22 protein-coding genes, 1 tRNA gene and 2 pseudogenes are annotated in these 26,952 nt (G+C 63.7%); 12 read left to right on the top strand and 13 right to left on the bottom strand.

The window, feature by feature from the left end:
* Positions 1–242 precede the first annotated feature (242 nt).
* The 5 genes from WQQ_RS14595 to WQQ_RS14580 all read left to right on the top strand — a co-directional run bounded on the left by WQQ_RS14595 (position 243) and on the right by WQQ_RS14580 (position 4,813).
* Positions 243–743 carry a DUF1441 family protein gene (locus WQQ_RS14595; RefSeq protein WP_272942419.1) on the top strand — a complete coding sequence of 167 codons (501 nt, stop codon included), beginning with the start codon at positions 243–245 and terminating at the stop codon, positions 741–743.
* Entirely contained in the window at positions 740–997 is a 258-nt protein-coding gene (locus WQQ_RS14590) for a hypothetical protein (protein WP_040454180.1), read from the top strand. The genes WQQ_RS14595 and WQQ_RS14590 overlap by 4 nt, the downstream gene beginning before the upstream one ends.
* On the top strand, positions 990–4,109 hold the full coding sequence (locus WQQ_RS14585; protein WP_007185984.1) for a tape measure protein: 3,120 nt from the start codon (positions 990–992) through the stop codon (positions 4,107–4,109). Before WQQ_RS14590 ends, WQQ_RS14585 begins: the two co-directional genes overlap by 8 nt.
* Before the next feature lie 253 nt (positions 4,110–4,362).
* Positions 4,363–4,575, top strand: a complete 213-nt coding sequence (locus WQQ_RS24375; RefSeq protein WP_007185983.1) for a hypothetical protein — start codon at positions 4,363–4,365, stop codon at positions 4,573–4,575.
* Positions 4,559–4,813 carry a hypothetical protein gene (locus WQQ_RS14580; RefSeq protein WP_192812979.1) on the top strand — a complete coding sequence of 85 codons (255 nt, stop codon included), beginning with the start codon at positions 4,559–4,561 and terminating at the stop codon, positions 4,811–4,813. Before WQQ_RS24375 ends, WQQ_RS14580 begins: the two co-directional genes overlap by 17 nt.
* A 203-nt stretch (positions 4,814–5,016) precedes the next feature.
* Here the strand turns inward: WQQ_RS14580 and WQQ_RS14575 are convergent, their stop codons facing one another.
* The 4 genes from WQQ_RS14575 to tadA form a co-directional block, all read right to left on the bottom strand.
* A complete protein-coding gene (locus WQQ_RS14575) occupies positions 5,017–6,033 on the bottom strand; it encodes a hypothetical protein (RefSeq protein ID WP_007185982.1) in 1,017 nt (338 codons plus the stop codon).
* Between the two features lie 58 nt (positions 6,034–6,091).
* Positions 6,092–7,282, bottom strand: a complete 1,191-nt coding sequence (locus WQQ_RS14570) for a tyrosine-type recombinase/integrase (RefSeq protein ID WP_007185981.1) — start codon at positions 7,280–7,282, stop codon at positions 6,092–6,094.
* A gap of 162 nt (positions 7,283–7,444) precedes the next feature.
* Positions 7,445–7,519, bottom strand: a tRNA-Val gene (locus WQQ_RS14565).
* Between the two features lie 35 nt (positions 7,520–7,554).
* Entirely contained in the window at positions 7,555–8,043 is a 489-nt protein-coding gene (tadA, locus tag WQQ_RS14560) for a tRNA adenosine(34) deaminase TadA (RefSeq protein ID WP_040454559.1), read from the bottom strand.
* Between the two features lie 62 nt (positions 8,044–8,105).
* On the opposite strand from tadA, the gene arsC reads away from it, so the two are divergent.
* The 4 genes and pseudogenes from arsC to WQQ_RS14545 all read left to right on the top strand — a co-directional run.
* Positions 8,106–8,456, top strand: a complete 351-nt coding sequence (arsC, locus tag WQQ_RS14555; RefSeq protein ID WP_007185979.1) for an arsenate reductase (glutaredoxin) — start codon at positions 8,106–8,108, stop codon at positions 8,454–8,456.
* A 198-nt stretch (positions 8,457–8,654) separates the two neighbouring features.
* On the top strand, positions 8,655–9,851 hold the full coding sequence (locus tag WQQ_RS14550; RefSeq protein ID WP_050997698.1) for an MFS transporter: 1,197 nt from the start codon (positions 8,655–8,657) through the stop codon (positions 9,849–9,851).
* Between the two features lie 63 nt (positions 9,852–9,914).
* Entirely contained in the window at positions 9,915–10,157 is a 243-nt protein-coding gene (locus tag WQQ_RS24740; protein ID WP_007185978.1) for a hypothetical protein, read from the top strand.
* Positions 10,158–10,178: 21 nt separating this feature from the next.
* A pseudogene (locus WQQ_RS14545) lies at positions 10,179–11,015 on the top strand (DUF72 domain-containing protein); the annotation flags it as partial.
* A gap of 63 nt (positions 11,016–11,078) precedes the next feature.
* Here the strand turns inward: WQQ_RS14545 and WQQ_RS14540 are convergent.
* The 3 genes from WQQ_RS14540 to WQQ_RS14530 form a co-directional block, all read right to left on the bottom strand.
* On the bottom strand, positions 11,079–13,313 hold the full coding sequence (locus WQQ_RS14540; protein ID WP_007185976.1) for an NADP-dependent isocitrate dehydrogenase: 2,235 nt from the start codon (positions 13,311–13,313) through the stop codon (positions 11,079–11,081).
* Positions 13,314–13,686: 373 nt separating this feature from the next.
* On the bottom strand, positions 13,687–15,132 hold the full coding sequence (locus WQQ_RS14535; protein WP_007185975.1) for an MFS transporter: 1,446 nt from the start codon (positions 15,130–15,132) through the stop codon (positions 13,687–13,689).
* A 41-nt stretch (positions 15,133–15,173) separates the two neighbouring features.
* Positions 15,174–15,920: a glucose 1-dehydrogenase gene (locus WQQ_RS14530; RefSeq protein ID WP_040454177.1), complete on the bottom strand. Its 747-nt coding sequence runs from the start codon at positions 15,918–15,920 to the stop codon at positions 15,174–15,176.
* Between the two features lie 227 nt (positions 15,921–16,147).
* Between WQQ_RS14530 and WQQ_RS14525 the strand changes: the two genes are divergently transcribed.
* Positions 16,148–17,008 (top strand): LysR family transcriptional regulator, encoded by an 861-nt coding sequence (locus WQQ_RS14525; RefSeq protein WP_040454555.1) that lies wholly within the window; start codon positions 16,148–16,150, stop codon positions 17,006–17,008.
* Positions 17,009–17,144: 136 nt separating this feature from the next.
* Here the strand turns inward: WQQ_RS14525 and WQQ_RS14520 are convergent, their stop codons facing one another.
* Together WQQ_RS14520 and WQQ_RS14515 are read right to left on the bottom strand one after the other, a co-directional pair.
* Complete coding sequence (locus WQQ_RS14520) at positions 17,145–17,447, bottom strand: putative quinol monooxygenase (RefSeq protein WP_007185972.1); 303 nt, start codon at positions 17,445–17,447, stop codon at positions 17,145–17,147.
* Between the two features lie 65 nt (positions 17,448–17,512).
* The gene (locus tag WQQ_RS14515; protein ID WP_007185971.1) at positions 17,513–18,529 is read right to left on the bottom strand and encodes an NADP-dependent oxidoreductase; all 1,017 of its coding nucleotides are present in this window, start codon (positions 18,527–18,529) and stop codon (positions 17,513–17,515) included.
* A gap of 80 nt (positions 18,530–18,609) precedes the next feature.
* Here WQQ_RS14515 and WQQ_RS14510 point away from each other — a divergent pair, with 80 nt between their 5' ends.
* Positions 18,610–19,569, top strand: coding sequence for a LysR family transcriptional regulator (locus tag WQQ_RS14510; protein WP_192812978.1), 960 nt, complete (start codon positions 18,610–18,612; stop codon positions 19,567–19,569).
* Positions 19,570–20,105: 536 nt separating this feature from the next.
* Here WQQ_RS14510 and WQQ_RS14505 read toward each other — a convergent pair.
* From WQQ_RS14505 to guaB, 4 genes and pseudogenes are all read right to left on the bottom strand, one after another.
* Entirely contained in the window at positions 20,106–21,653 is a 1,548-nt protein-coding gene (locus WQQ_RS14505) for an FAD-dependent monooxygenase (protein ID WP_007185969.1), read from the bottom strand.
* Positions 21,654–21,929: 276 nt separating this feature from the next.
* Positions 21,930–22,315: pseudogene (locus WQQ_RS24660) on the bottom strand (type I restriction-modification system subunit M N-terminal domain-containing protein); the annotation flags it as partial.
* A 79-nt stretch (positions 22,316–22,394) separates the two neighbouring features.
* Positions 22,395–23,981 carry a glutamine-hydrolyzing GMP synthase gene (gene guaA / locus WQQ_RS14495; RefSeq protein WP_007185967.1) on the bottom strand — a complete coding sequence of 529 codons (1,587 nt, stop codon included), beginning with the start codon at positions 23,979–23,981 and terminating at the stop codon, positions 22,395–22,397.
* A gap of 16 nt (positions 23,982–23,997) precedes the next feature.
* Positions 23,998–25,485: an IMP dehydrogenase gene (gene guaB, locus WQQ_RS14490; protein ID WP_007185966.1), complete on the bottom strand. Its 1,488-nt coding sequence runs from the start codon at positions 25,483–25,485 to the stop codon at positions 23,998–24,000.
* Between the two features lie 112 nt (positions 25,486–25,597).
* On the opposite strand from guaB, the gene xseA reads away from it, so the two are divergent.
* On the top strand, positions 25,598–26,926 hold the full coding sequence (gene xseA / locus WQQ_RS14485; RefSeq protein ID WP_007185965.1) for an exodeoxyribonuclease VII large subunit: 1,329 nt from the start codon (positions 25,598–25,600) through the stop codon (positions 26,924–26,926).
* The last annotated feature ends 26 nt before the right edge of the window (positions 26,927–26,952 follow it).

Below are 26,952 nucleotides of genomic sequence, written 5' to 3'. Positions count from 1 at the left end.
TCAGTATCGAGCAAGCAATTGACCTGTTAGCGCACGCCCCAAGAGCCGTAGACCCGTGGGCTTCAGTGATAGTCGAGTTCGGGGGCAAAGCATGAGCAAGGCAACGCCACTACGCGACTCTCGCGCATCGAATTCGAGCGGGTCCTTCCTACCCCCGTTGAGCACCGCGGGGGCGTTGAGCCCGCATTTTTCGACATTTTTCGGGGCTCCTAACCCCCATCACCAGTTGAGAGGCGCGAGCAGTGGCTAAAGGGGCACCGCGCGCAAAAGCACGAGGGCCGGCGCCTCTGTCAATCAGCGCATTTGCCGCCGCCGCCCGCATGGATAGGCACACGCTGACAACCAAAATCAGCCGCCTTCGCATAGAGCCGGCCGACACGTTGAAGGGAAACCCCCGATATGCCCTCGGCGACTTGCTTCGCATCTACAGAGGTGAACAGGAGCAAAGCGACATCGGGTCTATGGACGCATTCCGGCGGAAAGCGCTGGTTCAAAGCCAGCGGGAGGAACTGAAACTCGCAGCCGAGCGTGGCGAAGTAATTCCCGCCGATGAAGTGCAAGACGAAATATCGCGAGTCCTGAAGCTGGTTGCGCAAAAGCTTGACCAGATACCGGACATCCTCGAACGCGACTGCGGATTGAGCGGGCGCGCTGTCGAGATCATCGAGCGCGAGTTGGACAAGCTGCGGCAGAACCTGGCGGACGAACTATCCGCCGACGACAATGAACCGGAGGGCGTATGACGATGAGAGAACGAGCCGGATTACAGCTCCTATTGGACGCGCAAGTGCGCGATGCTTGCTTTGCAGCAGAGCAGAAAATCACCGAATGGGAATCTGACATCGAGAGATTGGCGCTTACCGGCAAGGTGGACGACTCTGTTATCGCGATGTTGAGGCAGCAAGCGCACGAAACCCGCGAGGCTTTGCGCGCGGGCCTTCAGGAATACGAGGAGACGCCACACGAGCCGCTTTCATGGGCGACCAACGATGAATGAAATCGGCATCGTCCTGCGCGTCAACACGCAGGAGGCTGCGCGGCTATCTGCTGCAGTCAAGGACGTTCAGACGCAGAATCGCTCACTCGAGCGGGATCTACAGCGCGCACTCAAGCTCAAAGAGACCGAGCTGCGCCTCGCTACACAGATGGCAGACGCGCAGAAGACGCTCAACAACCAGTACACGTTCGCAGCGGCGGCGTTGGCAAATGAAGCGGACGAGATTGCGCACTCCCTAGAACTTCAACGCAGCCGGGGCCGCGAGGCCGTGCGCGCCGCAGAAGAGCGCGCCAAGATCGCGCAGCAAGAGATCGTGCGAGCAGAAGCGGCACGCAAATCCGAAGCGAAGCTCGCTGCTGAGCAAGCCGCCGAGCGGCGTCAGTGGCAGGCGAATGCAACGGCGCTGCAGCAGTTCAAGATCAAGACTATTGGGGAGAACATCGCTGCCGAGGAAGCTGCGAACGCAAGCGCGAAAGCGCAGCTAGATCGGCGCGCAGCCTGGGAACGCGAGAACGCCGCCGCGCTACGTGCATTCAAAGTCAAGTCCATCGGCGAAGCGATCGATGCTGAAATCACAGCGCAGGCGAGGCTTGATCGACTCCATGCTGCTGCAATCGCGGAGGACATTGCACGCGAGCGGGCGCGTACAAACGCCGTTGTCCGCGCCCGCGAGCAAGCAACTGCGGCCAAGGCTGCGGAGGCGCGTGGAGCGCTCAGCGCCGTTGGGGTCGGCTCAAGGCTCCTGGGCGGTCCAGTTGCCGCCATAGCATACGCATTGACGACCGGCGCAGCGGCGTCGTCGCGGCAGTCGGTCGACTTCGAACGCGCTGAGCAATCCATCGCCGCCGCAACCGGCAGCCTCGCAATTGCGCGAGCCGAGATGCAAAAGGTTGAGGAGCAGGCAGACCGATTGGGCCTCAGCGTCACCTCTACAGCAAAAACCTGGTCGCAGTTTCAGGCAGCGAGCAAGGGCACAACGCTTGAAGGTGGCAGGACTCGCGACATTTTCCTCGCGGTATCGGAAGCCGCGCAGAAGCTGAACCTTCGCAGCGAGGAAACCGAAGGCGCCTTGCGCGCCCTCGGTCAGATGATGTCGAAGGGCAAGGTGCAGGCAGAAGAACTGCGCGGCCAGTTGGGTGACCGACTGCCCGGCGCGTTCAACATCATGGCTCGCGCCTTGGGTGTCAGCACGGCGCAGCTCGACAAGATGCTGCAGCAAGGCGAGGTGCTCGCGGAGGACGCGCTCCCGAAGTTCGCAGCGGAATTGCGCAGGACGTTCGATACCGACGCGCTCACGCGTATCGATACCGCCGCATCCAACTTCACGCGTCTCGCCAACGAGATCAAAATTGCCGCCAGTGCCTTTGGTGAGCTGGTGAATACAGCGGCGAGCCCTGCAGCAGGCGGCATCGCAGGATTTATGCGGGACGCTCGCGAAAGCGCTCGCTTCCAGCAGGAGTACGGGTTCCTAGACAAGGGATTCAATCCGGCGGCTGTTGGGCGCAATGACCCGCGGTACTTCAACGCCAACGACGCCGCCTTCCGCAAACGCATTGAGGCGTTCTATCAGCAAACTGCGACAGTCTACGGGCCTACGGGCGAAGGCGGCTTCGACTTCACTGCCGGGCTTATTCCACGGCCCTCTGCCAGCGAAAAAGCGCGCCTGTCGGGCGCTGACTTACTAAGCAGCGGGGTAACTCCACTCAGCGACAAAGATCGCAAAGCGCTTCTCACAGTCGAGCGTCAAATACTCACCGTTAACAAGGCTCTCACTGAAGAGCAGCGCTTCCAGGCACGCCTTGCCAATGGCGAGTTTGAGGGGCAACAGCGGGCACTCATCGACGCGCAACGCCGCCTAGCTATTGCAACCGATGGGGCAAGAGCTGCCGACAGAGCAACAGTGTCAAAGGAGAAGCTTAAAGCGCTGAGCCAAGCTCAAGCCGGGTACGCGGCCGAACTCCTAACGTCAGATGCCGCCCACAACGAGCAGATAAAAGACGGCATTCGCGGCCAAATGGCCCGCAACGCGGCCCTGCAGGAAGAGCTGAACACCGGTGCGCGCATCACAAACGTGCGCCGCCGCGAGCTTGAGGCGCTGTATTCGATCGCTGACGTGACCGGGCGCAGCCGAGAGTCCGAAGCAGACATCACAGAAGAGCTCCAAAAGCAGGCTGATCTACGGCGAGAGGCGCGGCAAATCGCCGAGGAAGCCCTGCTAGACGCCTCACGAAGCTCAGGCATAAACCTGGGACAGTCTCGCTCACATAAGGAGATCGAAGCCGAAACGCGAGCGCTAATCGATCAAGAGAACGGCGACTATCTGACGAAGCGGATATCGCTTGAGCTGTCGGGCGAGAACAGCCAAGAAGCTGAGCGGCAGCTCTATGAAGACCATCAGCGGAAGCTCACCGAGATCGCAATGGCCGGCGAAGACGCCCGCGTTGCGCTGACGCGAGCCCGCGCCGACATCATTGGCGGCATCTTCGGCAACCTCGCCAACACCGCCCAGGCTTTCGGAGAGGACGGGTTCAAAGCCTACAAGGCGTTCGCTATCGCAGAGGCTACCGCCTCAATGATTAGCGGCGCTGTGGGTGCGTTCGCGCAGGCGAGCAAGACGTATCCGCCGCCGTTCGGGCAGGTCATGGGCGGCATTGCGGCGGGCGCTGTGGTGGCGTCGGGTATTGCGCAGATTGCGCAGATTCGATCGCTCTCATACGGCGGTGGTCGCGAGCTTGGCGGCGGTGTGAACGAGCGATCGTTCTACGAAGTCGGCGAGAAGGGCCGGCCGGAGCTCTACGAGCAAGACGGCAAGCTCTACATGATCCCCGGCAACAACGGCCGTGTGACGCCTGCTTCGTCGATGCCGGCTGCAGCTGTAGCGCCCGCGCCCGTGGTTCGAATCGAGAACCACGGCGAACCGCTGAACGTCCGCATGAAGAGCTTAATGGGCAACGTCCTTACCCTTGAAGCAGTGCCCGCTATCGTCGATCAAGCTCGCGTAGGCGCTCGGTCGGATCGCATGCGCGATCTTGAAGCGGTCGGGCCGGAGACGCGGTATCGGCAATCGCGCGAGGGCACACGTACGCGGCCTTCTCGTCGGAGATTCGCATAGAGAAACTCACTCGGGGCGTGCTTCGGCTCGCCCTCTTTTCTCGTTTTTTGCGCGCGCTGTTGACAACATGAAAACCGCAAATTGGCAATTTTATTGCCAAATCCAAAAACATCAGAAGCTTGCGTGTTTTCCTAGAGAAAACACTTGCTGCCGGCAAAACGCGGAAATACGGTTGTCTCATCAGCCGGCCGGTTGATGGGCACAGGATGGCTCTCTGCACTGGGAACATGGACGTCCCGACTCGGAGCCACCAATGCAAATCAACCCCGATGGAGCCGTGCTGTTCACCGCCCGCGAAGTTAGCTGCCTGTTCAAGCTCGTAGCGGCAACGTCCGACGGCGATCACGCAGAGATGGGCCTCACGCCGCAGGAAAGCGACGTTTGCCTAGCCGTATATGCGGAACTTGATGATTCGGGCTTGTGCCAAGGACTTCAGGAAGCTGTCCATCTTGCCGCAGCAGCGTGAGCGGGGGGCGCAGATGAAGCTCATGAAGGCCGCTCAATTCCGTACGTCGGGATACTTCGCACCAGGCAGCGAACCCGACCTTGCATCCATTCGCACGAACGTCGTGCAGGGCATCTGGCCCGGCACAGCAACGAAGGGCCTCGTGTATGTTGATGTGGATGCGTTCGAAGCATTGGTTCGCTCCACAAAGCTGAAAGCCCCACCAGCCGCCCCGTTCAACCCAACATACCGGCGGTGAGCGGGCGCCTCATGCTCGCATCCCAGTGGGCGGCCAAATACTTCGCACCGGGCAGCGAACCTGACCTTCGAACCGTTCGCGCCTGGGTTCAAAGGCGACACGTAGCCGGCGAAGTCATCGGCAAACAGACCTACGTGGATGAGGCCGCTTGGCTTGCACGTTCCCGAGGTACAGGGAACGCGCTTGCCGATCGCGTGCAAGAGTTACTCGCCTGACTTCGACGCACCTTTTGTTAGAAGCTCCAAAATCGACTTAGAGCCGCCGGTAGAATCACCCTTCCCGTTCGAAAATCCTGTTTCTTGCGGAGAGAAGATGCAAGAAGCCGCGTGCGCGAGAACAATGTCCTGGGTTCCACTGTTTTCCGCTGCAGTCACGATCGCGCGATAAGTCAGCAACGCGTTTTGGCGGTGTCGATTGACCACCGCGTTATGCTTGTGCGTGGTGTAGTTTTTTGCAGCCATGATGAGCATGTAGCCCAGAACACCAAAAATCAGCACCTTGCTAGTGACTAGTTGGAGCGTCTCCGCATAGTTCTCCGGCTTGATCCAGGCGAACTTATGGAGGAATAAGCTAAAGATAGCGAACGCCCCAAGTGCGAGGGCGAACCGATAGGTAAACGTCAACCACTTATCGGCAAGAGCCTCCTGATTCTGAGCTTCATCTTTGAAGTATATGGCCTGCTGGGAAACTCCCTGCTCAGATGCGACAGCTCGTATCGCGGCAAGCGCTGAGTCGGCATCCGCCTTTGCCTCGTTCAACTGAGTTGTAAGCTTATTCGCTTCATCTTTGATGCCTTGAATAGTTGCTCGTGCCTGAGTCTCTAGGAGGCTGGTGTCAGTGATTCGAGCCACGCCGTAGGCAACGTAGTGCCAAAGCTGAGTGAACACATGGTCACGTCTGCCGGTAATGCTTTGAATGATGCTACTTCTTGTGCTTGCCGGATTTCCCGACGAGGCATCAAAGTCCAATATCTGCTGGAAGAGATTGAAATCGGCGTTGGCGTTTTCAAGGATCGCCTCTAACTGGCTGTCAGCGAAGTCTTCCAGTGTGCTGATTGGGATTCGCCGATAGATCGCAATGACAGCCTCGGCCGGCTGCACGGCGGCGGCAAAATTGAGGCTTTTGCCGAGGTCATCTACTCGCCCCAATGACGTTGGGTCGAACGCTTGAATGCGCTCAAGAGCTTCTTTGCATCTGGTGTAAATCTTCTCTGATGCCACGCCCCACCTCCCCCTGTATAGGTCCCAGGAGGGATAATGCCCGAACTAACAATAACGCCTAGAGAGTTTTTGCTGCGAGGGAATCTAGATGGTCCGCCCAAGCCTGCATCATCTTTCGCCGCTCAGGCAGGTGCTCCGCGTAGTTATAAGAGGCACGCACCCGATTACGCTCCGCGTGGGCCAATTGACGCTCAATCGCATCTTTATTCCAACCTTGCTCGTTCAAGAGCGTAGAAGCCATCGCGCGGAAACCGTGGCCCGTCATCTGGTCGGTTGAATAGCCTAGCCGCCGCAAGGCAGCGTTCACCGTGTTCTCCGACATCGGCCGCGCTCGCGTACGTTCACTGGGGAACAGATACGGCCCTCTCTCAGTTTGCGGCTTGAGTTCTTGGAGAATCGCTACAGCCTGCTTTGAAAGGGGAACGATGTGCGGCGCACCCATCTTCATTTTGCTGGCCGGGATGCGCCACTCCGCAGCGGCAAGATCGATCTCGCTCCATTCTGCGTGCCGCAGTTCGCCCGGCCGGACAAAAACCAGTGGCGCCAACTGCAGCGCGCAGGACGTCACAAAAGAGCCCGTATAGCCCTTGAGCGCTCGAAGAAGCTCACCGATCGCCTTGGGGTCGGTGATCGTGGCGAAGTGACCTCCTTTTGCAGGCGGTAGCGCGCCTTTTAGGTCGCCCGACGGATCTCGCATTGCGCGCCCGGTCGCGACCGCGTACCGGAAGATTGCGCCGCAGTCCTGCTTTGCTCGGTGAGCGGTATCAAGCGCTCCACGAGATTCGATTCGGCGCAGCACGGCTAGTAGTTCGGGGGCATTGATTTCCGCAATGGGCCGCTTTCCGAGCCACGGGAACAGGTCTCGCTCCAACCGCGCAAGAATCTTGTCCGAGTGGCTGCCGACCCAGTTGGGCTTATGTTTGGCGAACCACTCTCGGGCGATGAGCTCGAAGCTGTTGGCCGAGCGATCGGCCTGCGCCGCCTTGCCGGCTTGCCGGTTCGTGCTGGGGTCAACACCTTGGGCGATGAGCTTGCGGGCTTGCTCGCGCCGTTCGCGCGCGGCTTTTAGGCTGATGTCGGGGTAGACGCCCAGGGAGATGCGCTTCTCCTTGCCCCCAATCCGATACTTGAGCCGCCACCACTTGCCCCCAGCAGGGGCGACTTCCAAATACATGCCGCCGCCATCAAAAAGCCTCTGCGCCTTCTCAGCGGGCTTCGCATTGCGCACGGCGATTTCGGTTAACGACATGGGGGCAACTCCCTGTGAGAGCAGGCAACTGCCCCCAAAGCTGCCCCCGGTTGCCCCCGGCTGTCAAGGGCCGGCCCCGCTCAGTCGCGGACGGCAAACCAACAAAAAACCCCGGTATTTCCGGGGCTTATGTACAGTCGCGAACAGTCGCGAACGATTTTTTGGTGGATGGTACAGGGATCGAACCTGTGGCCCCCGCCGTGTGAAGGCGATGCTCTACCGCTGAGCTAACCATCCGGGGGCGCGAATCATAGTGCCGTGGGTCGGGAGCGTCAACGCTGGCGGCGGGCTCGGAAGAATCCTCGCAGCAGTTCGGCGGCTTCGGCTTCGAGCACGCCGCCGATCCAGTCGAGGCGGTGGTTGAGGCGAGGGTTGGAGATCAGGTCGTAGACCGAATGCACGGCTCCGGCCTTGGGGTCCTGGGCGGCGTAGACCAGCCGCTCGACACGGGCGTGGATGATCGCGCCGGCGCACATAGCACAAGGCTCCAGCGTGACGTAGAGCGTGGTGCCGGGCAGCCGGTAGTTGCCGAGCTTCTGGCCGGCGGCGCGCAGGGCGATCATCTCCGCGTGGGCGCTCGGGTCGTGCGAGCCGATCGGCCGGTTCCAGCCTTCCGCGACGATCTCGCCGTCCTTCACCATCACCGCGCCGACCGGGACTTCGCCGGCTTCGGCCGCGCGCGCCGCGAGCAGCAGGGCATGGCGCATCCAGGCTTCGTCGGAGGCGCTCGGGGGATTCGGGACGAGGGACGGTGGGTCGATCACGCGCGAATTCTATCCGCCGGCCGCCCCCTATACTTCGCCGCCAACAACCGGAGCCGGTCATGCGCGATTGCATTCTTCACAACCCCCGCTGCAGCAAGAGCCGCGAGGCGCTCAAGCTGCTGCAGGATCGCGGCGTGGACCTGCCGGTGATCGAATATCTGCAGCATCCGCTCAAAGCCGCGGAGCTGCGCGACATCTGCAAGCTGCTCGGCAAGAAGCCGCTCGAGATCGTACGCACCAAGGAGGCTTTGTTCTCGGAACTTGGGCTGTCCGCGGACAACGGCTACAGCGATGCGCAGTGGATCGCGGTGCTCGCCGAGCATCCCAAACTGCTGGAGCGGCCGATCGTGGTGCGCAATGGCAAGGCGGCAGTCGGGCGCCCGCCCGAAGCGGTGCTCGCCCTGCTCTAAGTTTCCGGCACGCAGATCGGGAACATCGAGATTCACCGTATCGATCACCGGCGCCGGCAAATGTGATCGCGCCCGTTCACCGCGATGCCGGGCGACTTGCTTATAGTGCGCCGCACCACGCGCAGCGGCGCGATCTTTGGCGGTGATCCCCCGCCCCGCCTGTTGCGGACGGGCGGGCGCTTCGGAGTTCTGGACGTAATGGAAGGCGGTATCCCTCTCGCGTCGGCGACGCCGACGCTGCGCAGCGCTCATCCGGCGCTCGTGCAACTGGCACTCGCAGTCGGCGGCTTCGCCATCGGCACCACCGAATTCGCCACCATGAGCCTGGTCCCGGACATGGCGCGCGATTTGCAGATCAGCGAGCCCGCCGCCGGCCATGTCATCAGCGCGTATGCGCTCGGCGTGGTCGTCGGCGCACCGCTGTTTGCGGTGCTGTCCGCGCGCATGGCCCAGCGCAGCGTGCTGATTCTGCTGATGACGCTGTTCGCGCTCGCCAATGGCTTGTCCGCGATCGCGCCGAACTATCACGCGATGATGCTGTTCCGCTTCTGCAGCGGATTGCCGCACGGCGCCTACTTCGGCATCGCGATGCTGCTCGCCGCCTCGCTGGTGCCCGTCAACCAGCGCTCGGTGGCCGTCGGGCGCGTGATTCTCGGGCTCACGGTGGCCACCATCGTCGGCGTGCCGCTGGCGAACGGACTCGGACAGGCCGTCGGCTGGCGCTGGGCTTTCGTCGTCGTGAGCGGGCTCGCACTGCTCACTGCGGCGCTCATTGCCTCGTATGCGCCGCGTGACAAGGCCGACAGCAATGCAAGCCCCTTGCGCGAGCTCGGAGCACTCAAGAACCGCGCGGTCTGGCTGACCTTGCTCACGGGCGCCGTCGGCTTCGGCGGCCTGTTTTCGGTCTATACGTACCTGGCGTCGACGCTGACCGAAGTCACCGGCGCCTCGTCGCACGCGCTGCCGTTCGTGCTCGCCGTGTTCGGTGTCGGCATGACGATCGGCAATCTCGTGGTGCCACGTTTCGCGGACCGCGCCTTGATGCCCACCGCCGGTTTTCTGCTGCTGTACGCCGCCCTTTGCCTGGCCGCGTTTCCGTTCGCGGCGCACGCGCTCTGGAGCATCACGCTGGTGATGTTCCTGATCGGCACGAGCGCCGCGCTCGCGACGGTGCTGCAGACGCGGCTCATGGACGTGGCCGGCGAGGGCCAGCGGCTCGCGGCGGCGCTGAACCATTCGGCGTTCAACACCGCCAATGCGCTCGGCCCCTGGCTCGGCGGCCTCGCGATCACGGCCGGCTACGGCTGGACGTCGACGGGCTGGGTCGGCGTGGGACTGGCGCTCTGCGGCTTGCTGGTCTGGGCGCTGTCGGGAGGAGTCAAGCTGCGCCGCTGAGCTCTCGCTCGCAGGCGGTGGTTACGGCCCGCGGCCCAACCCACCCTGCGCACGAAGCGAGTAGTGCTCGGACTTAGAATCGGGCGCATGCAGGACGACCACTTCCCCAATGGCCTTTTCGACGACGATCCGCCGGAGCCTGCGCCCAAGGCCAAGCCGCAGCCGAAGGAGCGCAAGCCTTCCAAACGCACGGTGCTTGCGGTCGCCGCGGTGCCGGAGCACGAAGCGCTCGCCGCCGCGCTGCCGCCCTCACTCAAGATCGGCACCTCGTCGTGGAATTATCCGGGCTGGGCCGGCTTCGTCTGAGATGGCGATTACGAGGAAACCAGGCTCTCGCGCCACGGCCTCGCCGCCTATGCGCAGCACCCGCTGCTGCGCAGCGTGAGCCTCGACCGGGCCTTCTACAAACCGCTGGAGCGCGCGCAGTACGCGGCCTACGCAGCGCAGATGCCCGAGCACTTTCGCTTCACCGTCAAGGCGCCAAGCCTGATCGCCGACGCGCTGATCCGCGAAGAAGGCCGCGGGCTCGCCGAGAACAGCGTGTTTCTCGATCCCGATCTCGCGATCACGCAATTCGTCGAGCCTGCGGTCACCGGTCTCGGCGATCGGCTCGGCGCGCTGGTGTTCCAGATCAGTCCGTTGCCGCCGTTTCTGCTCGAACGCCCGGGCGAGGTCATCGAGCGCATCGGCCGCATGCTGCAAGCATTGCCCGATGTGCGTGCGCGCTTGCCCGAAGCGGTGATCGCGGTGGAATTCCGCGACCCGATCTTCGTCGCGCCAGAATGGTCGGGACAACTCGTCGACATGCTGCGTGCGAGTCGCGCCACGTATTGCCTCGGCCTGCACGGCAAGATGCCGCCGATCGAAGCGCAGCTGCCGATCCTGCGCGCGCTCTGGCCCGGGCCGCTGGTCTGCCGCTGGAACCTGCACCACAAGCACGGCGCCTATGGTTACGAAAAAGCCAAGCAGCTCTACGGAAACTTCGATCGCATCGTCGATGCGGACATCGAGACGCGGCAGGCCCTCGCGCGCGTCGCGGCCGCGACGGCGAGCGCCGGCCATCCCGCGATCATCACCATCGGCAACAAGGCCGAAGGCTCGGCTCCGCGCTCGGTACTCGCGCTGAGCGAGGCGATCGTCGAGCGCTTGCGCCGGCCTTCGTAGCGCACAAAAAAAGATCGGCGCCGAAGCGCCGATCTCCCGACTCATCCGCGTGAAACGCAGCGATCACGCCACCGTTGCGAGCGCCTCGTTGAAGGTCTTGCTCGGACGCATCACCGCATCGCGCTTCTGGGCGTCGGCGAGGTAGTAGCCGCCGATGTCGGCCGGCTTGCCCTGCACTTCGGCGAGTTCGTCGACGATCTTCTTCTCATTGGCGGCCAGCGTTTCGGCCAGGGTTGCGAACTTGGAAGCGAGCTCCTTGTCCTCGGTCTGCTGGGCGAGTTCCTGCGCCCAGTACATGGCGAGATAGAACTGGCTGCCGCGGTTGTCGAGCTGGCCGGTCTTCGGCGACGGGCTTTTGTTGTTGTCGAGCAGCTTGCCGGTGGCGGCGTCGAGCGTCTTGGCGAGCACCTTGGCCTTGTCGTTGTTGAACTTGATGCCGAGCTCTTCGAGCGAAACCGCGAGCGCGAGGAATTCACCGAGCGAATCCCAGCGCAGATGATTCTCTTCGACGAGCTGCTGCACGTGCTTGGGCGCCGAACCGCCCGCGCCGGTTTCGTAGAGGCCGCCACCGTTCATGAGTGGAACGATCGACAGCATCTTCGCGGACGTGCCGAGCTCCATGATCGGGAACAGATCGGTCAGGTAATCGCGCAAAATGTTGCCGGTCACCGAAATGGTGTCGAGCCCGCGAATCACGCGCTCCAGCGTGTAACGCATGGCGCGCACCTGCGACATGATCTCGATCTTCAAGCCGCTGGTGTCGTACTCCTGCACGTACTTCACAACCTTCTGGATCAGCTCGTGCTCGTGCGGGCGATACGGGTCGAGCCAGAACACGGCCGGCATGCCGGACTGGCGCGCACGCGTCACCGCGAGCCTGACCCAATCGCGAATCGCCGCGTCCTTGACCTGGCACATGCGCCAGATGTCGCCCTCTTCGACGTTCTGCGAGAGCAGCACTTCGCCGGTGGCGAGGTCGACGATGTTGGCGACGCCGTCTTCGGGCACTTCGAAAGTCTTGTCGTGCGAGCCGTACTCTTCGGCCTGCTGCGCCATCAGGCCGACGTTGGGCACCGTGCCCATGGTCCTGGGATCGAAGGCGCCATGCGTCTTGCAGAAGTTGATCATCTCCTGGTAGATGCGCGCGAAGGTCGACTCGGGCATCACCGCCTTGACGTCCTTCAAACGGCCATCGGCGCCCCACATCTTGCCGCCGTTGCGGATCATCGCGGGCATCGAAGCATCGACGATGACGTCGTTCGGCGAGTGGAAATTGGTGATGCCCTTGGCCGAATCCACCATCGCGAGTTCCGGACGGTTTTCGTGGCAGGCGTGCAGATCGCGCATCACTTCTTCGTACTGGCTCTGCGGCAGCGTCTTGATCTTCTCGTAGAGCTGCGCCATGCCGTTGTTGACGTTGATGCCGAGCTCGTCGAACAGCTTGCCGTGCTTGGCGAAGGCGTCCTTGTAGAAGATCTTCACGCAGTGGCCGAACACGATCGGATGGCTGACTTTCATCATCGTCGCCTTCACGTGCAGCGAGAACATCACGCCGGTCTTGCGCGCGTCGTCGATCTCCTTCTCATAGAACGCGAGCAAGGCTTTCTTGCTCATGAACATGCTGTCGATGACTTCCTTGTCCTGCAGCGAAACCTTGGGCTTGAGCACGTAGGTCTTGCCACTCTTGCCGACGAGTTCCATCTTCACGTCGCGCGCCTTGTCGAGCGTCATCGATTTTTCGCCGTGATAGAAGTCGCCGCCGTGCATGTGCGACACGTGGCTGCGCGACGCCTGGCTCCATTCGGCCATCGAGTGCGGATGCTTGCGTGCGTAGTCCTTCACGGCCTTGGGCGCGCGGCGATCGGAGTTGCCCTCGCGCAGCACCGGGTTCACCGCGCTGCCGAGCACCTTCGAATAGCGGGCGCGGATCTCCTTCTCTTCGTCGGTCTTCGGGTTTTCCGGGAAGTTCGGAATCTTGTAGCCCTTGGACTGCAGTTCCTTGACCGCGTTGATCAGCTGGTTCACCGATGCACTGATGTTCGGCAGCTTGATGATGTTGGCCTCGGGCGTCAGCGTGAGCTTGCCGAGTTCGGCGAGGTTGTCGGGGACGCGCTGCTCCTCGGTCAGGTATTCCGGGAACTGGGCCAGGATGCGCGCGGCGACGGAGATGTCGCTGGTGTCGATCTTGATGCCGGCCGGCTCCGCGAACGTGCGAATGATCGGCAGGAAGGCCGCGGTCGCGAGCAGCGGCGCCTCATCGGTCAGAGTGTAGATGATGGTCGGCTGCTGCGTGCTCATGCGTCTGATCTCCTGGAATTCTTCAATGGGTTCCAGCCCGCGGCGTGGAAGGGCTGCATGACCGGATCTGGCCGGTCACGTGCTTCCGTTCGACCGCTGGGTCTGTCAGAAATTCTTCGAGCCCTCGGCGTGTAGATCCAGGGCGGCTACCGGCGCTTTCGACGGCGAGCCGCGCTGGGAGAGCGGGGGACATTATGTCACGCGGCGCCATGCCAACGCTCAGCCAGGCGAATGGGGCGGTTGTTCGGACGGTTGAATCGCCCGAGACGCTGCATACAGGCGTCCGCCTGCCCTTGGAGGGGCGCCATTCAAAAAACCGCAGGGAGCAGCCCATCACCCGTTCAACCGGCGGTTGCACGGCCGGAGTACGTGTTCATGAGCTTCTCCGTGCGATGGCAGCGCGCCTGGCGTCCGGGCTATCCGGCCGCCAGCTAAGGACTGCCGCGATAGCCAACGAAAACGCCATGATGATCGACGCTAGCGAGAACCCGTTGGCGACTTCTTTCGTGCTCGCACCGTCAGGCACCATCGAGAAGAACACGCCGCCCACCAGGGCGACCGACAGTGCGGCGCTGATCTGCAACACGGCGCTGACCACACCGGCCGCGAGCCCAGCCCATTTCTCTTCCACTTGGTCCACGTTGAGCCGCACAAGTGCCGGGTGCGCGATACCTTGTCCAACGCCTATCAAGACGAGGGGAATGGGCAGCCACGATGGCTCTGCACAGGCCACCAGAACGGCCGTGATCGCCAACCCTATCGCCTCCAAACTCATGCCAAAAGCTGCTGCGCGTGCATGAAGCCACCGCGCTACCCGAGGGCCACTCAGCGCGCCCCAAAGAAGTCCGACACCAACAGGCAGAATCGCAAAGCCGGCAGCCAGGGGGCCGTGGTCCAGCCCTGCTTGCTGGTAGACCGAAAAGGTCAGAAAGAAGGCCGCGAGGGCATAGAAAAACAGGGTCGCCAAGAGAGTGCGTTGTAATGCCGGAGATGAAAGCGCCGTGGGGGATACCAGTGGTGAGGCTCCTGACCGCTCCCGGGCCTTCTGGTGGCGCCAGAAGGCAATCAACAGCAGCGGCGCAAGAGCAAGAATGCCCAGGCTCCACAGCGGCCAATCGTGCTCCCGCCCCTCGATGAGTGGCACCACGAGGGCAAGCAAGCCCAACGCCAGCAACGCCGCGCCCGGCACATCCAAGCGGTCAGGGGCCGAAGCTTTGCGCTCGGGAAGCAGGATGAGTGCCGCGGGAATCGCGACAGCGATGACAGGCAGGTTGACCAGGAAGACGCTCCTCCAGCCGAGGTTCCATGGGCTTGCAGCAACCAGCAGGCCGCCCAGGAGCTGGCCTGTTACCGATGCCAGTCCGAACGTCGCACCATACCAACTGAGCGCGCGATTCTTTTCGCTCGTGTGGAAGAGCGCATGAATGAAGGCGAGCGACTGCGGCGCCATCACCGCAGCCGATATTCCCTGCAGCAGCCTCCCTGTTACGAGCACCTCGGCCGAGGGTGCCAGCCCACACAGGGCAGAAGTGACCCCGAAGCCAACCATGCCCGCCAGGAACGCGCGCTTTCGACCCAGTATGTCGCCTATGCGGCCACCCAGAACGAGGGTGACCGCATAGGCCGTGGCGTACACCGAAACCACCAGCTGGGACACGTCCGGCGAGGCACGCAAGTCTTCCCGAATTGCCGGCAGCGCGACATTGACGATGAAGAAGTCCAGTGGCGGCAGCAGCGTACCGGTGAGCAGTACCACCAGTGCGATCCAGCGACGTGAGTCCGGACGCTCCGCTTCCGAGCCTGCGATTGATGTGTTCATCGGGTGGCACCTTGTCTTGCGGGCCGTAGCGAAGGATCGCCTTAGCGCATGCCGCCGGATGCCATGATGCGTTCGCCGGTCACCCACCCCGCGTCGTCGGACGCAAGGAACGAGACGATCGACGCGACATCCTTGACTTGGCCAATGCGACCAAGCGGCGTCTGCTCCTCGTTCCATTTCTGGAACTCGGAACCCATGACACCCGCGGCGTGAGTACCGTCCGTCTCGATCAATCCGGGACTGACTGCGTTGACGCGGATACCTCGCGGACCGAGCTCGCGCGACAGGACGCCCGTGATCGCATCGATTGCGCCCTTCGTTCCACTGTAGATCGCGCTTTCCACCGGAAGAACGCGTGTGACGAACGAACTGATATTGATGATGCTTGCGCCCTCGCGCAGGAACGGCGATGCGACGCCCGTGACGAGGATGGGTCCGAGCACGTTGATGTCGAATTGCTGGCGGTACAGCTCTTCCGTGCTCGCCTCGATCTTGGCGAACTGATAGACGCCTGAGTTATTCACCAACACATCCAGCCGACCGAAACTGTCGATGGTCGCCTGGACGAGCGCCTCGACATCGGATCGCTTGCGGACATCGGCCTGTACCGCCACCACTCGCCCACCTGCAGCTTCGATTTCGGCGACGACCTTCTCCGCCGCACTCTTGTCGGTTGCGTAGTTGACGACTACCTGCGCTCCGTCATTCGCCAGTCGGCGGGCGATTCCCGCCCCGATGCCCTTTGATGCGCCCGTCACCAAGGCGACTTTATCGTTCAACCTGCTCATGCTCTTTGACTCCGGATGGAACGCCGGGATTGGCGGTGCCGGCCGAGGGCGGCCGAAGGCCCTTTGCATGGCGGATCAGGAAGAAGAAGAGCCATGCCGAGTCGGCCGACCTGGCTTCCGTGTAAGGAGCGGCCAATGCAAGGACGCGCATAGTGCGACTGACAGTGTTGTTTGTGCACTGCCATTTCTGCATATTCCGCGTACATATTTGAACGGCTTGAATGGCGATGGAATGGAGCGATGTCAGGATCTTTCTCGCCGTCGCACGCGCAGGTTCCCTGGGTGAGGCGGCCCGGCGCCTCGACGTGAGCCACCCTACGGTCGGCCGGCGGATAAAGGCGCTCGAAGAGGAGGCCGAGCAGCCACTCTTCCGCCGGACCAAGGACGGCCTGGTGCTCACGGATGCGGGGGATCGCGTGCTGTCGCTCGCGGAGTCCATGGAGAACTCAGCGCTCTCCATGGAGCGTCGCCTGACGGGCAACCACGAAAGACTCGAAGGCATCCTTCGGGTGTCGTCGGCAGACTGGTTCGCAGCCTTCGTTCTCGCTCCAGTCTTCGTGGAGATGGGGCGGCTTCACCCTGCCGTGGTTCCGGAAGTCATCGCGAGCTACCGCCTCCTGGATCTGAGCCGTCGTGAGGCCGACCTTGCCTTTCGCATCGTCCCGTTCAGCGAACCCGACATCGTCCAGCGACGCCTGATGACGATGCCCTATGGCTTGTACGGAACGGCGGATACGGTCGCGGCGGCGAGAGGCGATCCAGCGTCTGTGGGGCTCATCCTGATGAACTCCGCACAAAGCCATTTTCCGGACGTGGCCTGGCTTATCGAGCGGTTTCCCGATTCGTCGCGTGTATTCACCAGTACGAGCCGTAGCGTGCAAGCCCAGATGTGCCTGCGTGGACGTGGGATCGCGGTTCTGCCGCGGCCGCTAGGCGATGGAACAGCGGGACTCCAGCGCATCGAGGCACTGGGCACCCCGCCCACAAGGGACATCTGGGTCGGATATCACCAGGACCTCAGGCACATGGACCGGTTGAGAGCCATGCTTGATGTCACGGAGAAAATGTTGGGCAGGGACCGAAAGTGATCAACAGTCTCAAGGCGATCAACTACAAGCTGCATGATTTCGACGGCGGCCCTGTCTCGGCTTTCCAAGACATCGGCTCGATAGTGGAGCGCCGCTTTCTCGCGAACACAAACGCGGTGCGGGTCGCCTGGAAGGTTCAGGCGTCCGCCAAGGCTCGCTCGCGCGTCGCGTCGTACTTTCTGATATCCGCCGAGAGCCGCTGTCCCCATCGCGTCACAAAGGCGATGGTGTCGGCGGCCGCCAAGTGGGCGCTCAGGGCCTGCTGGTCTCGCCAGCGCTCCATCACGAGCAGCCGCCCGCGAGACGGGTCAACCACGGCGGCGTCATAGGACATGACGCCGTCTCGCTCGCGGGCGGCTTCGGCGAGATCGGCGAGGTCGCGGGTGAAGGCCTTCAGGTCCGAGGGCGGAACCTGCACGTAACCAGTGACGATGATCATGGCGAGCGACTCCAGAAGCTCGAACAAGGAAACGGAGCCCACGGCGACGAGCAGGCGCGTCGGGGTCAGGAGACGGTCAGGACGATCTTGCCCTGAATGCCGCCCTCGGCGACACGGTGGTGCGCGCTCGAGGCTTCCGACAGCGGAAAGACGCTATCGATCACCACGCGAACGGCCCCCTGGTCGAGCAATGCGGCGGCCGTCGCCAGCTGCGCGCCGTTCGAGCGGACCTGGGTCGACGAGACCCTGATCCCGCGCTTTGCCGCCGCATCGCGGCCCTCGAAGCCCAGGGGATTGACCAGGAACAGGGCGCCACCCGGCTTGATCACGCTCAGGAAGCGCTCCATCCGTGGACCGCCCACCGCATCGAGCACCAGGTCAACATCCCGAACGACCGTTTCGACAGCGGTTTTTCCGTAATCGATGAACTGCTCGACTCCGAACTCGCCGAGCATCGCGGCGTTCTTGGCTGAGGCCACGGCGATCACCCGCGCGCCCCGCGTCTTGGCCAACTGCGCCGCCAGATGGCCGACGCCCCCGCCCGCGCCGTTGATCAGCACCGTCCGGCCCTCAAGCTCGACCGGCTCATGCGGGAAGTCCTGGAAGGGATTGGGCACGTCGTGGCCAAGCTCGACCAGGAACTGCCACGCCGTGAGCAGGGACATCGGCGCGGCGGCCGCGTGGATATGATCCAGCCTGGCAGGCTTGTGGGCCAGGTGCGAGGCCGGCCCGCAGACATACTCGGCATAGGCACCGCCGCCGGTCATCACACCCTCGGGAAAACGCACCATGCCGTAGACCTCGTCGCCGACCTTGAAACCGTCGACATCGGCAGCGGTCGCTTCGACCACGCCGGCGATGTCGGTCCCCAGGATCAGCGGGAAGTCGGCGTTCGGCCGCCATTCGGGCGGCAGGGCGCGATAGCCGTCGCGTAGATACCAGTCCGGCGGATTGAGGCCTATGGCCCGGACACGGACCAAGACTTCGCCCGGGCGGACGTCGGGCTTGGGCGCATCTTCGTAAGTCAGCACATCAGGTCCGCCAAAGGCGTGCAGTCGAGTTGCTTTCATCGTCTCGCTCATGATCTTTCTCCTTGCGAGGCAATATAGCGGCGAGCAATTAGGTTGATAATGAGGCCCGAAATCAGTTTTATAGTTCCGCCATGGAACGAATAAGCCTTGACCGTCTCACCGGTTTGATCGCGTTTGCGCGCGTCGGCGCCCTGGGCAGCTATGCGGCGGCGGCGCGGTCGCTGTCGATATCCCCCTCGGCGGTCAGCAAGAGCATCCAGCGACTCGAGCAGCGCCTGGGGGTCTCCCTGTTCACGAGGACGACGCGCTCGCTGGCGTTCACGCCAGAAGGCCGCGACCTCCACGAGCGAGCCTTGGGTCTGATCCGCCAGGCCGAGGAAATCGAGCAGATGGCGCTGACAGCGCGCTCGGCGCCTCGCGGCACGCTGCGGGTGGCCACCTCCCTCCCAATCGGTCTGCACGTGATCGCACCGGCCCTGCCCGGCTTCCGGCGGCGCTTCCCTGACGTGACGATCGATCTTCGGCTCGGCGACCAGATGACCGATCTGATCGACGAAGGGATCGACGTCGCCGTCCGTATCGGTGACCTCCCGGACAGCCGCCTGCTATCGCGCAAGCTGGCACCGTACCGGCTGTGCTGCCTTGCATCACCAGCCTACCTCGCCGAGCGCGGCGCGCCCGCGCATCCGCACGACCTCGAAGGCCACGACACGGTCAACCTGCGCTACCAGAGCACGGGACAGATGTTCCGCTGGCCCTTCAGGATCGGCGGCCAGGAAATCGAGATGCTGCCACGGTCCGACATCGTCGTGGACACAAGCGAGGGGGTGATGGCCGCGCTCGTCGCGGGCGGCGGGATCGGCATCGGCGCGTCGTTCGCCGCCGCGCCCCATATCGCGCGCGGAGAGCTGTCGCCGGTGCTCGTCGACTTCGCGATCGAACGGCGGAATATCACCGCGCTATGGCCCGAGAGCCGACGCAGCAATCCAGCGGTCCGCGCCTTCCTGGACATGCTCGAACCGGCCTTCGAGCACAAGGTGACCGTGTCGGACTTGGCCACACCGGGCCGCGGTGATGGCCAAGCGCGATGACGGCCATGTGGCGTCGAGCGCCCGGGAGCAGGCTTTGACCAAGGCAGCGGCTCTGGCGGGACATCTTTAGGAAACAGGTCCTGGTTGCGCACGAACCGGCATTGAGTGGCTGCAGTAAGACCGCCCGTAGTGCGATCGGCTTCGGCAATGGCAGCGCGAAGGGCGACGGGCTTGACGCGTGACGTGGAAGCTCCATAAGCGAGGTCTGGCGGCGTGTCCGTGAACCATCCTTCGTGACCTACAGGCGGCGAACCGCCAGCGTCAAGGACGGCACGCTTTGGTACAACCTGCCGCAGCAAGCCGGGGCATAGCGCGTAGCCCCACAAGCCCCGCCCATTGCGGCGGGGCGCCATCGAAACCTCGCCGCGCCAGCGGCACCGATCGCCGTGCCGCGCGCAAGCCGTTGCGCGCCCACCTCGTCGCCGCCTGGCCGAAGGCGGCGGCGAGGGATTTTGTGGTGGACGTTGAAACCGGGAGCGACAGCTTGGACTTGGAGTCGTCGGTGGGGAAGCTGATTGAGTTCCGGTTCTTCCGTTTCAACACAAAGCTACGACTGCTTTGGGAGAAAGCCAGCAAGATAGCGCTTGAATGACTTCACCAGCACTGGGCTCGCCATCGCTGGCCCAAGCGACGAAACCATCGGGACGGACCAGCAGCGCGCTCAATCCCAGACGATCTTTCACCTCGCCTGTCTGGTACTTGATCTTCCCTTGCAGGCGATGGCCGAGCGATTGCAGCGCCGCACGGCCGTCGAAATCGAGCAGGACGCCGCTGCCATCGCGCAACACGGCGCCGAGCCGGGGCCCGTCGGCGAACTCGAAATCCGGTGCGCTGCGGCCAACGAGCGGATGATGGCCGCCGAGGTCGTAACGCAAGGAAACACCCCATACGCGTTCGGCGAAGTAGGTCGCGCCATCGCGGGTATCGATCAGATCGCGCATGACGGCCCGAAGCGCGCGCGATGCCGGCCGCATCAGCGCGACCTGCGCGCGCGTCCACTCGAGAATGCGCGCGCCGACCGGATGCCGCTCGGCGCTGTAACTGTCGAGCAAGCCGTCCGCCGCTTCGCCGCGAATCGTCGCGGCGAGTTTCCAGCCCAGATTCATCGCATCGCCCAGACCGAGGTTCAAGCCCTGCCCGCCCAGCGGCGAATGGATGTGCGCGGCGTCGCCGGCCAACAGCACGCGCCCCTTGCGATACGTCGTGGCCTGTTTGCTGCGGTCGGTCCAGGTCGAGGCGACATGCAAGGTATTGACCTTCACGTCCACGCCGGACACGCGCCGCAACACCTCCTGCACCTGCTCGCGCGTCAGCGCCGCGCGATGTGCCGCGCCACCATCGAAATCGGCGACGCCGAACGTGCCCGGCTGCCACTGTGTGTAATGGCCGCTCGGCGTCGAATGGCGGCCGAGCGGAAGCATCGCGGGATCGGTCAGATCGACCTGCACCGAATAACCGGTGAATTCCGGCTCGGTGCCGACGAACTCGAAACCGCCGAGCTTGCGCACGCTGCTGCGCCCGCCATCGCAACCCACCAGCCAAGGCGCGCGGAAAACTTCGTGGCCGGCACGGACGACGACTTCATCGTCCGTAAACTCAAGGCCTTCGACGCCCTGACCGCGCCGGATTTCGACGCCGAGCGAAAGCGCATGCGCGGCGAGCACGCCTTCGAGATGCGCCATTTCGACGCCGAATTGCGCGTCGGCCGGACCCGGCAACCGGTACGCCCAGCGCGACGCCTCGATGTTGGCATAGTCGAACTGGATACCGGCGAAGTGGCCGGCCGGGCCACGGCCTGGCGAAGCCGAAGCCATCGATGCCGGCTGCGGCTGGCTGTCGCTGCGAGGTTGCGCTGCGATTCGCTCCAGCAGCCCGCGCCGATGAAACGCTTCGATGCTCGCCCCCCAAAGACCGCGCATGCCGAATGGAAGTCGCTTCAGTGGCGAATGCGGATTTTCGTCGCGCTCCAGTACCAGCACGGAAACGCCCGCGAGCCGCAGTTCGCAAGCCAGAAACAATCCGACGGGGCCGGCGCCGGCAATGATGACGTCGTAGACGGACGAAACGCGATGAGTGTCGTGCACGGAAATACTCCTGAAGTGGGCGATTGATCGTTCCACCGGAGCGTTCCCCGAAGCCGAAGCCCGCACCGACGAACGACGGGACGCGCGTGACGTCCACTGTTCGTCGCGGGGATCTCGTGCACGGGGCCAAAGACCAGAGCTTTCGTTACCGAAAGGGGTTGGGCTTACCAAACCAACCCTGCCTTTTCCGACACCGCATCCTATCAAACCCGCCGGATCTGCCGCCGAAGCGCGTCGCTGGCGAGCGACCGTTCGAGCGGCATTGAACGCGCCGGCGTCGAGCGCCTTGTTCTCGAAGATGGCCACCAGGTCGGTCAGCCGCTCCACCATCTCCTTGCCGGTGCCAAGCTTGGCGGCGTCGTTGAAGTCCGGGAAGTCGGACAGCGAGAGCTGCGCGTTGGCCGCCACCAGCGGCGCAATGATCTTCTTGTTGATCTGTCGCCGATGTCGCTCTTGCCCTTCAGCGCCATCATGTCGGCGAAGCTGGCGCCGGGCGGAATCGTGAGCGGCTGGTAGGGCTTGCCGGCGTACTTGTCGCTGACGTACTTGATGAACAACAGCACCAGTACGTAGTCCTTGTACTGGCTGGCGTCCATGCCGCCGCGCAGCGCGTCGCAGCTCTGCCAGAGCGAGGAATAGAGTTCGGACTTCTTGAGGGCCATCAGCGATTTACCGTGGTGCGGACATGAAAAAACCGCCGGACTTCGGCGGTTTTCGTTGTTTCGGAGACAGCCGCTCGCTCTATTCCCACTCGATCGTCGCGGGCGGCTTGCCGGAGACGTCGTAGACCACGCGCGAGACACCGGCGATCTCGTTGACGATGCGGCGCGAGCAGACGTCGAGCAGCTCGTACGGCAGATGCGCCCAGTGCGCGGTCATGAAATCGATGGTCTGCACCGCGCGCAGCGCGATGACGGGCTCGTAGCGACGGCCGTCGCCGGTCACGCCGACCGACTTCACCGGCAAAAAGACCGCGAAAGCCTGGCTGGTCTTGTCGTACCAGCCGCTCTTGCGCAGCTCTTCGATGAAGATGTGATCGGCCAGGCGCAGCGTATCGGCCGCGGCCTTGGTGACTTCGCCGAGGATGCGCACGCCCAGGCCCGGGCCCGGGAACGGATGGCGATAGACCATTTCGTGCGGCAAGCCCAGTTCGACGCCGATGCGGCGCACTTCGTCCTTGAACAGCTCGCGCAGCGGCTCGACGAGCTTGAGCTTCATGTGCTCGGGCAGGCCACCGACGTTGTGATGGCTCTTGATCACGTGCGCCTTGCCGGTTTTGGCACCGGCCGACTCGATCACGTCCGGATAGATCGTGCCCTGAGCCAGGAACTGCACGTTGTCGATCTTGCTCGACTCTTCATCGAACACATCGACGAACAGCTTGCCGATGATCTTGCGCTTGGCTTCCGGATCGGCCACGCCCGCGAGCGCTTCGAGGAAGCGCTGCTCGGCGTTCACGCGAATGACCTTCACACCGAGATTCTTGGCGAAGATCTGCATGACCTGATCGCCTTCCTGATGCCGCAGCAGGCCGTGATCGACGAACACGCAGGTCAGCTGCTTGCCGATCGCCTTGTGCAGCAGCGCGGCGACCACCGACGAATCGACGCCGCCCGAAAGGCCCAGCAACACGTGGCCATCGCCGACCTGCGCACGAACGCGCGCGATCGCGTCGTCGATGATGCTGTCGGGCTTCCAGGCATTGCCGCAACCGCAGATCTCGTGCACGAAACGCGAGTAGATGCGTTCGCCCTGCTTGGTGTGCGTGACTTCGGCGTGAAACTGCAGGCCGTAGTAGTGGCGCATTTCATCGGCCATGCCGGCGAGCGGCAAGTCTGGCGTCGAGGCGATGCACTTGAAGCCTTCGGGCAGCTGCACCACGCGATCGCCGTGACTCATCCAGACGTCGAGCAGGCCGTGGCCTTCGGCGTTGACGCGATCTTCGATGCCCTTGAGCAGCTGCGAATGTCCGCGCGCGCGAACCTCCGCGTAGCCGAATTCCTTCTGGTCGTGCGGCTCGACCACGCCACCGAAGTGATGCGCCATCACCTGCATGCCGTAGCAGATGCCGAGCACCGGCACGCCGAGTTCCCAGACCGCGGCCGGCGGGCGCGGCGAGCCTGCCGCGGCGACCGATTCCGGGCTTCCCGACAGGATCACGCCCTTGGGCGCGAACTCGCGAATGGCCGCGTCGGCCATGTCGTACGGGTGCAGCTCGCAGTAGACGCCGAGCTCGCGCACACGGCGAGCGATGAGCTGGGTGAGCTGGCTGCCGAAGTCGAGGATCAGGATCCGGTCGGCGTGAATGTTTGCAGCGGGTGCGGACATCAACGGGTTCTCAGCTTCAGCCGACGCGATAGTTCGGCGCTTCTTTGGTGATCGTCACGTCGTGGACGTGGCTTTCCTTGATGCCGGCGGACGTGATCTTCACGAAGCGCGTCTTGGTGCGCATTTCGCCGATGCTCAGGCAACCCGTGTAGCCCATGCTCGCACGCAGGCCGCCGATCATCTGATGCACGATCGCGCCCATCGGGCCCTTGTACGGAACACGGCCTTCGATGCCTTCCGGAACCAGCTTCTCGACTTCGCTGGTGGTGTCCTGGAAGTAGCGATCCTTGGAGCCCTGGGCCTGCGACATTGCGCCCATGCTGCCCATGCCGCGATACGCCTTGTACGAGCGACCCTGATAGAGCTCGACTTCGCCGGGCGCTTCTTCGGTGCCCGCGAGCATCGAGCCCACCATCACGCAGTACGCGCCGGCCGCGATGGCCTTGGCGAAATCGCCCGAGTAGCGTACGCCGCCATCGGAGATCAGCGGAATGTTGCGGCCACGCAGCGCATCGGCTACCGACATCACCGCGCTGATCTGCGGAACGCCCACGCCCGCAACGACCCGCGTGGTGCAGATGGAGCCCGGGCCGATGCCGACCTTGACTGCGTCGGCGCCCGCATCGACGAGCGCGAGCGCGGCCTCGCCAGTGGCGATGTTGCCGCCGATCACCTGTAGATCGCCGTAGCGCTTCTTGATCGCACGAACGCGATCGAGCACGCCCTTGCTGTGTCCGTGTGCGGTATCGACGATGACGACGTCGACCCCCGCTTCGACGAGCGCGGCGACGCGCTCGTCGGTGTCGCCGCCGGTGCCGACCGCGGCACCGACGCGCAGGCGGCCGTGCTCGTCCTTCGAGGCATTCGGGAAGTCGGTGGACTTCTGGATGTCCTTCACCGTGATCATGCCGCGCAGCTGGAAGGCGTCGTTGACCACGAGCACCTTCTCGATGCGGTGCTGGTGCAGCTTGGCGATCACCTCTTCCTTGCTCGCGCCTTCCTTGACCGTCACCAGGCGCTGTTTCGGCGTCATGATGCTCGACACCGGCTGGTCGTAGCGCGTCTCGAAGCGCAGGTCGCGCGAGGTGACGATGCCGACGAGCTGGTTGCCCTCGACCACCGGCACGCCCGAGAAGCGATGCGCGCGCGTGAGCGCGAGCACTTCGCCGATGGTCATGCCCGGATGCACGGTCACCGGGTCGACGATCACGCCGGCTTCGAACTTCTTGACCGCGCGGACTTCGGCGGCCTGGCGCTCGGCCGTCATGTTCTTGTGAACGATGCCGATGCCGCCTTCCTGCGCGAGCGCGATCGCGAGCTTGGATTCGGTGACCGTATCCATGGCCGCGGACAGCAGCGGAATGTTGAGGGTGATGCGCGAAGTCAGCGGGGTACGAAGATCGACCTGCCTGGGCAGCACTTCCGAGTACGCGGGCTGTAGCAGCACGTCGTCGAAAGTGAGGGCTTCGAGATCGATGCGGGAGTCTTGGGAAAGACGCGACATGAACGGCTCCGGCAAAGCGACATTATACAGATGCGGTTTCCGCATGGGGCCTCCGCAGAAGGCATCCGCAGACCGGCTTTAATAATCCGGCGAACCCCTCCCATAATCGCGGATGCCTACCGCCACCACGGTCTACGCCGTTTCCGAGCTCACCGAGATCCTGCGCGCCCTCGTCGAGGACGCGCTGCCCTCGGTCTGGGTCGAGGGCGAGATTTCGAACCTGTCCAAGCCGAGTTCGGGGCATTGGTACTTCACGCTCAAGGACGGGCGCGCGCAAATGCGTTGCGTGATGTTCCGCAACCGCAACTTCCTCGTGCGTCCGCTGCCGCGCGACGGCGACCAGGTGCGCGTTCGCGCCCAGCCGAGCGTCTACACCGCGCGCGGCGACCTGCAGCTGATCTGCGAGGCGATGGAACCCGCCGGCCAGGGCGCCCTGCTGCTGGCCTACGAAAAGCTCAAGGCCAGGCTGCAGGCCGAAGGCCTGTTCGACGCCGGGATCAAGCGGCCGATCCCACCGGTTCCGCGCGCGATCGGGCTGATCACCTCGGCTACCGGCGCGGCCGTGCAGGACGTGCTGACCGCCCTCGCCCGCCGCTTTCCGCTGACCACGGTTTACCTGCACCCGGTGCCGGTCCAGGGCGCCGAGGCGGCTCCGGCCATCGTCAAGGCTTTGCAGAAACTGCCCGCGCTCGCGCCGGTCGACGTCGTCCTGCTGGTACGCGGCGGCGGCTCGCTCGAAGACCTCTGGGCCTTCAACGAAGAAGCCGTCGCCCGTGCGATCCGGGCCTGTGCCAAGCCGGTGATCTGCGGCGTCGGCCACGAAGTCGATTTCACGATCGCCGATTTCGCCGCCGACCTGCGCGCACCGACGCCGACCGCCGCGGCCGAGCTCGCGAGCCCCAACGTGGCCGACTGGGAGCAGCGACTCGATGTCGCCGAGCGCCGCATCGAGCTGAGCCTCGGCCAGCAGCAGAACGCTCGCCGCGACCGGTTACGACAGCTGGAGCATCGCTTGCGCCAGCTGCATCCGGGCCGCCGGCTGCAGGAGCGTGCACAACGGCTCGACGAGCTCGAACTGCGTCTGAGCCAGCGTCAGCGCCAGCTCGTGGCCTCGCTGCACGAACGCCTGCGCGGACACCGGGCCCGGCTCGCCGCGCTGCGTCTCGATGCGCATCTGCTGCGGCTCGAAGACCGCCGCCACGGACTGGAGCTGCGCCTGCACCAGTCGATACGCGGAGCGCTGCAAGCCCCGTCGGAACGCCTGGCCAGCCTCGATGCGCTGCTGTCCAGCCTGAATCCGCAGGCCGTGCTGGGCCGAGGCTATGCGATCGCCCGGGATCGCAACGGCGAAATCCTGCGCAGCCCGGACGGAGTGAAGTTGAACGACGAAGTCGAACTGCAGCTCGCCGAAGGAAGCGTGCAGCTGACCCGGCTGCGCTGAGCGCGAGCCGGGCCTGGGTCGACGCC

This window comes from Hydrocarboniphaga effusa AP103 (assembly GCF_000271305.1).
Classification (GTDB): Bacteria; Pseudomonadota; Gammaproteobacteria; order Nevskiales; family Nevskiaceae; genus Hydrocarboniphaga; species Hydrocarboniphaga effusa.
The sequence above is the reverse complement of the archived record's forward strand: the minus strand, read 5'-3'. Positions and strand labels throughout refer to the sequence as shown.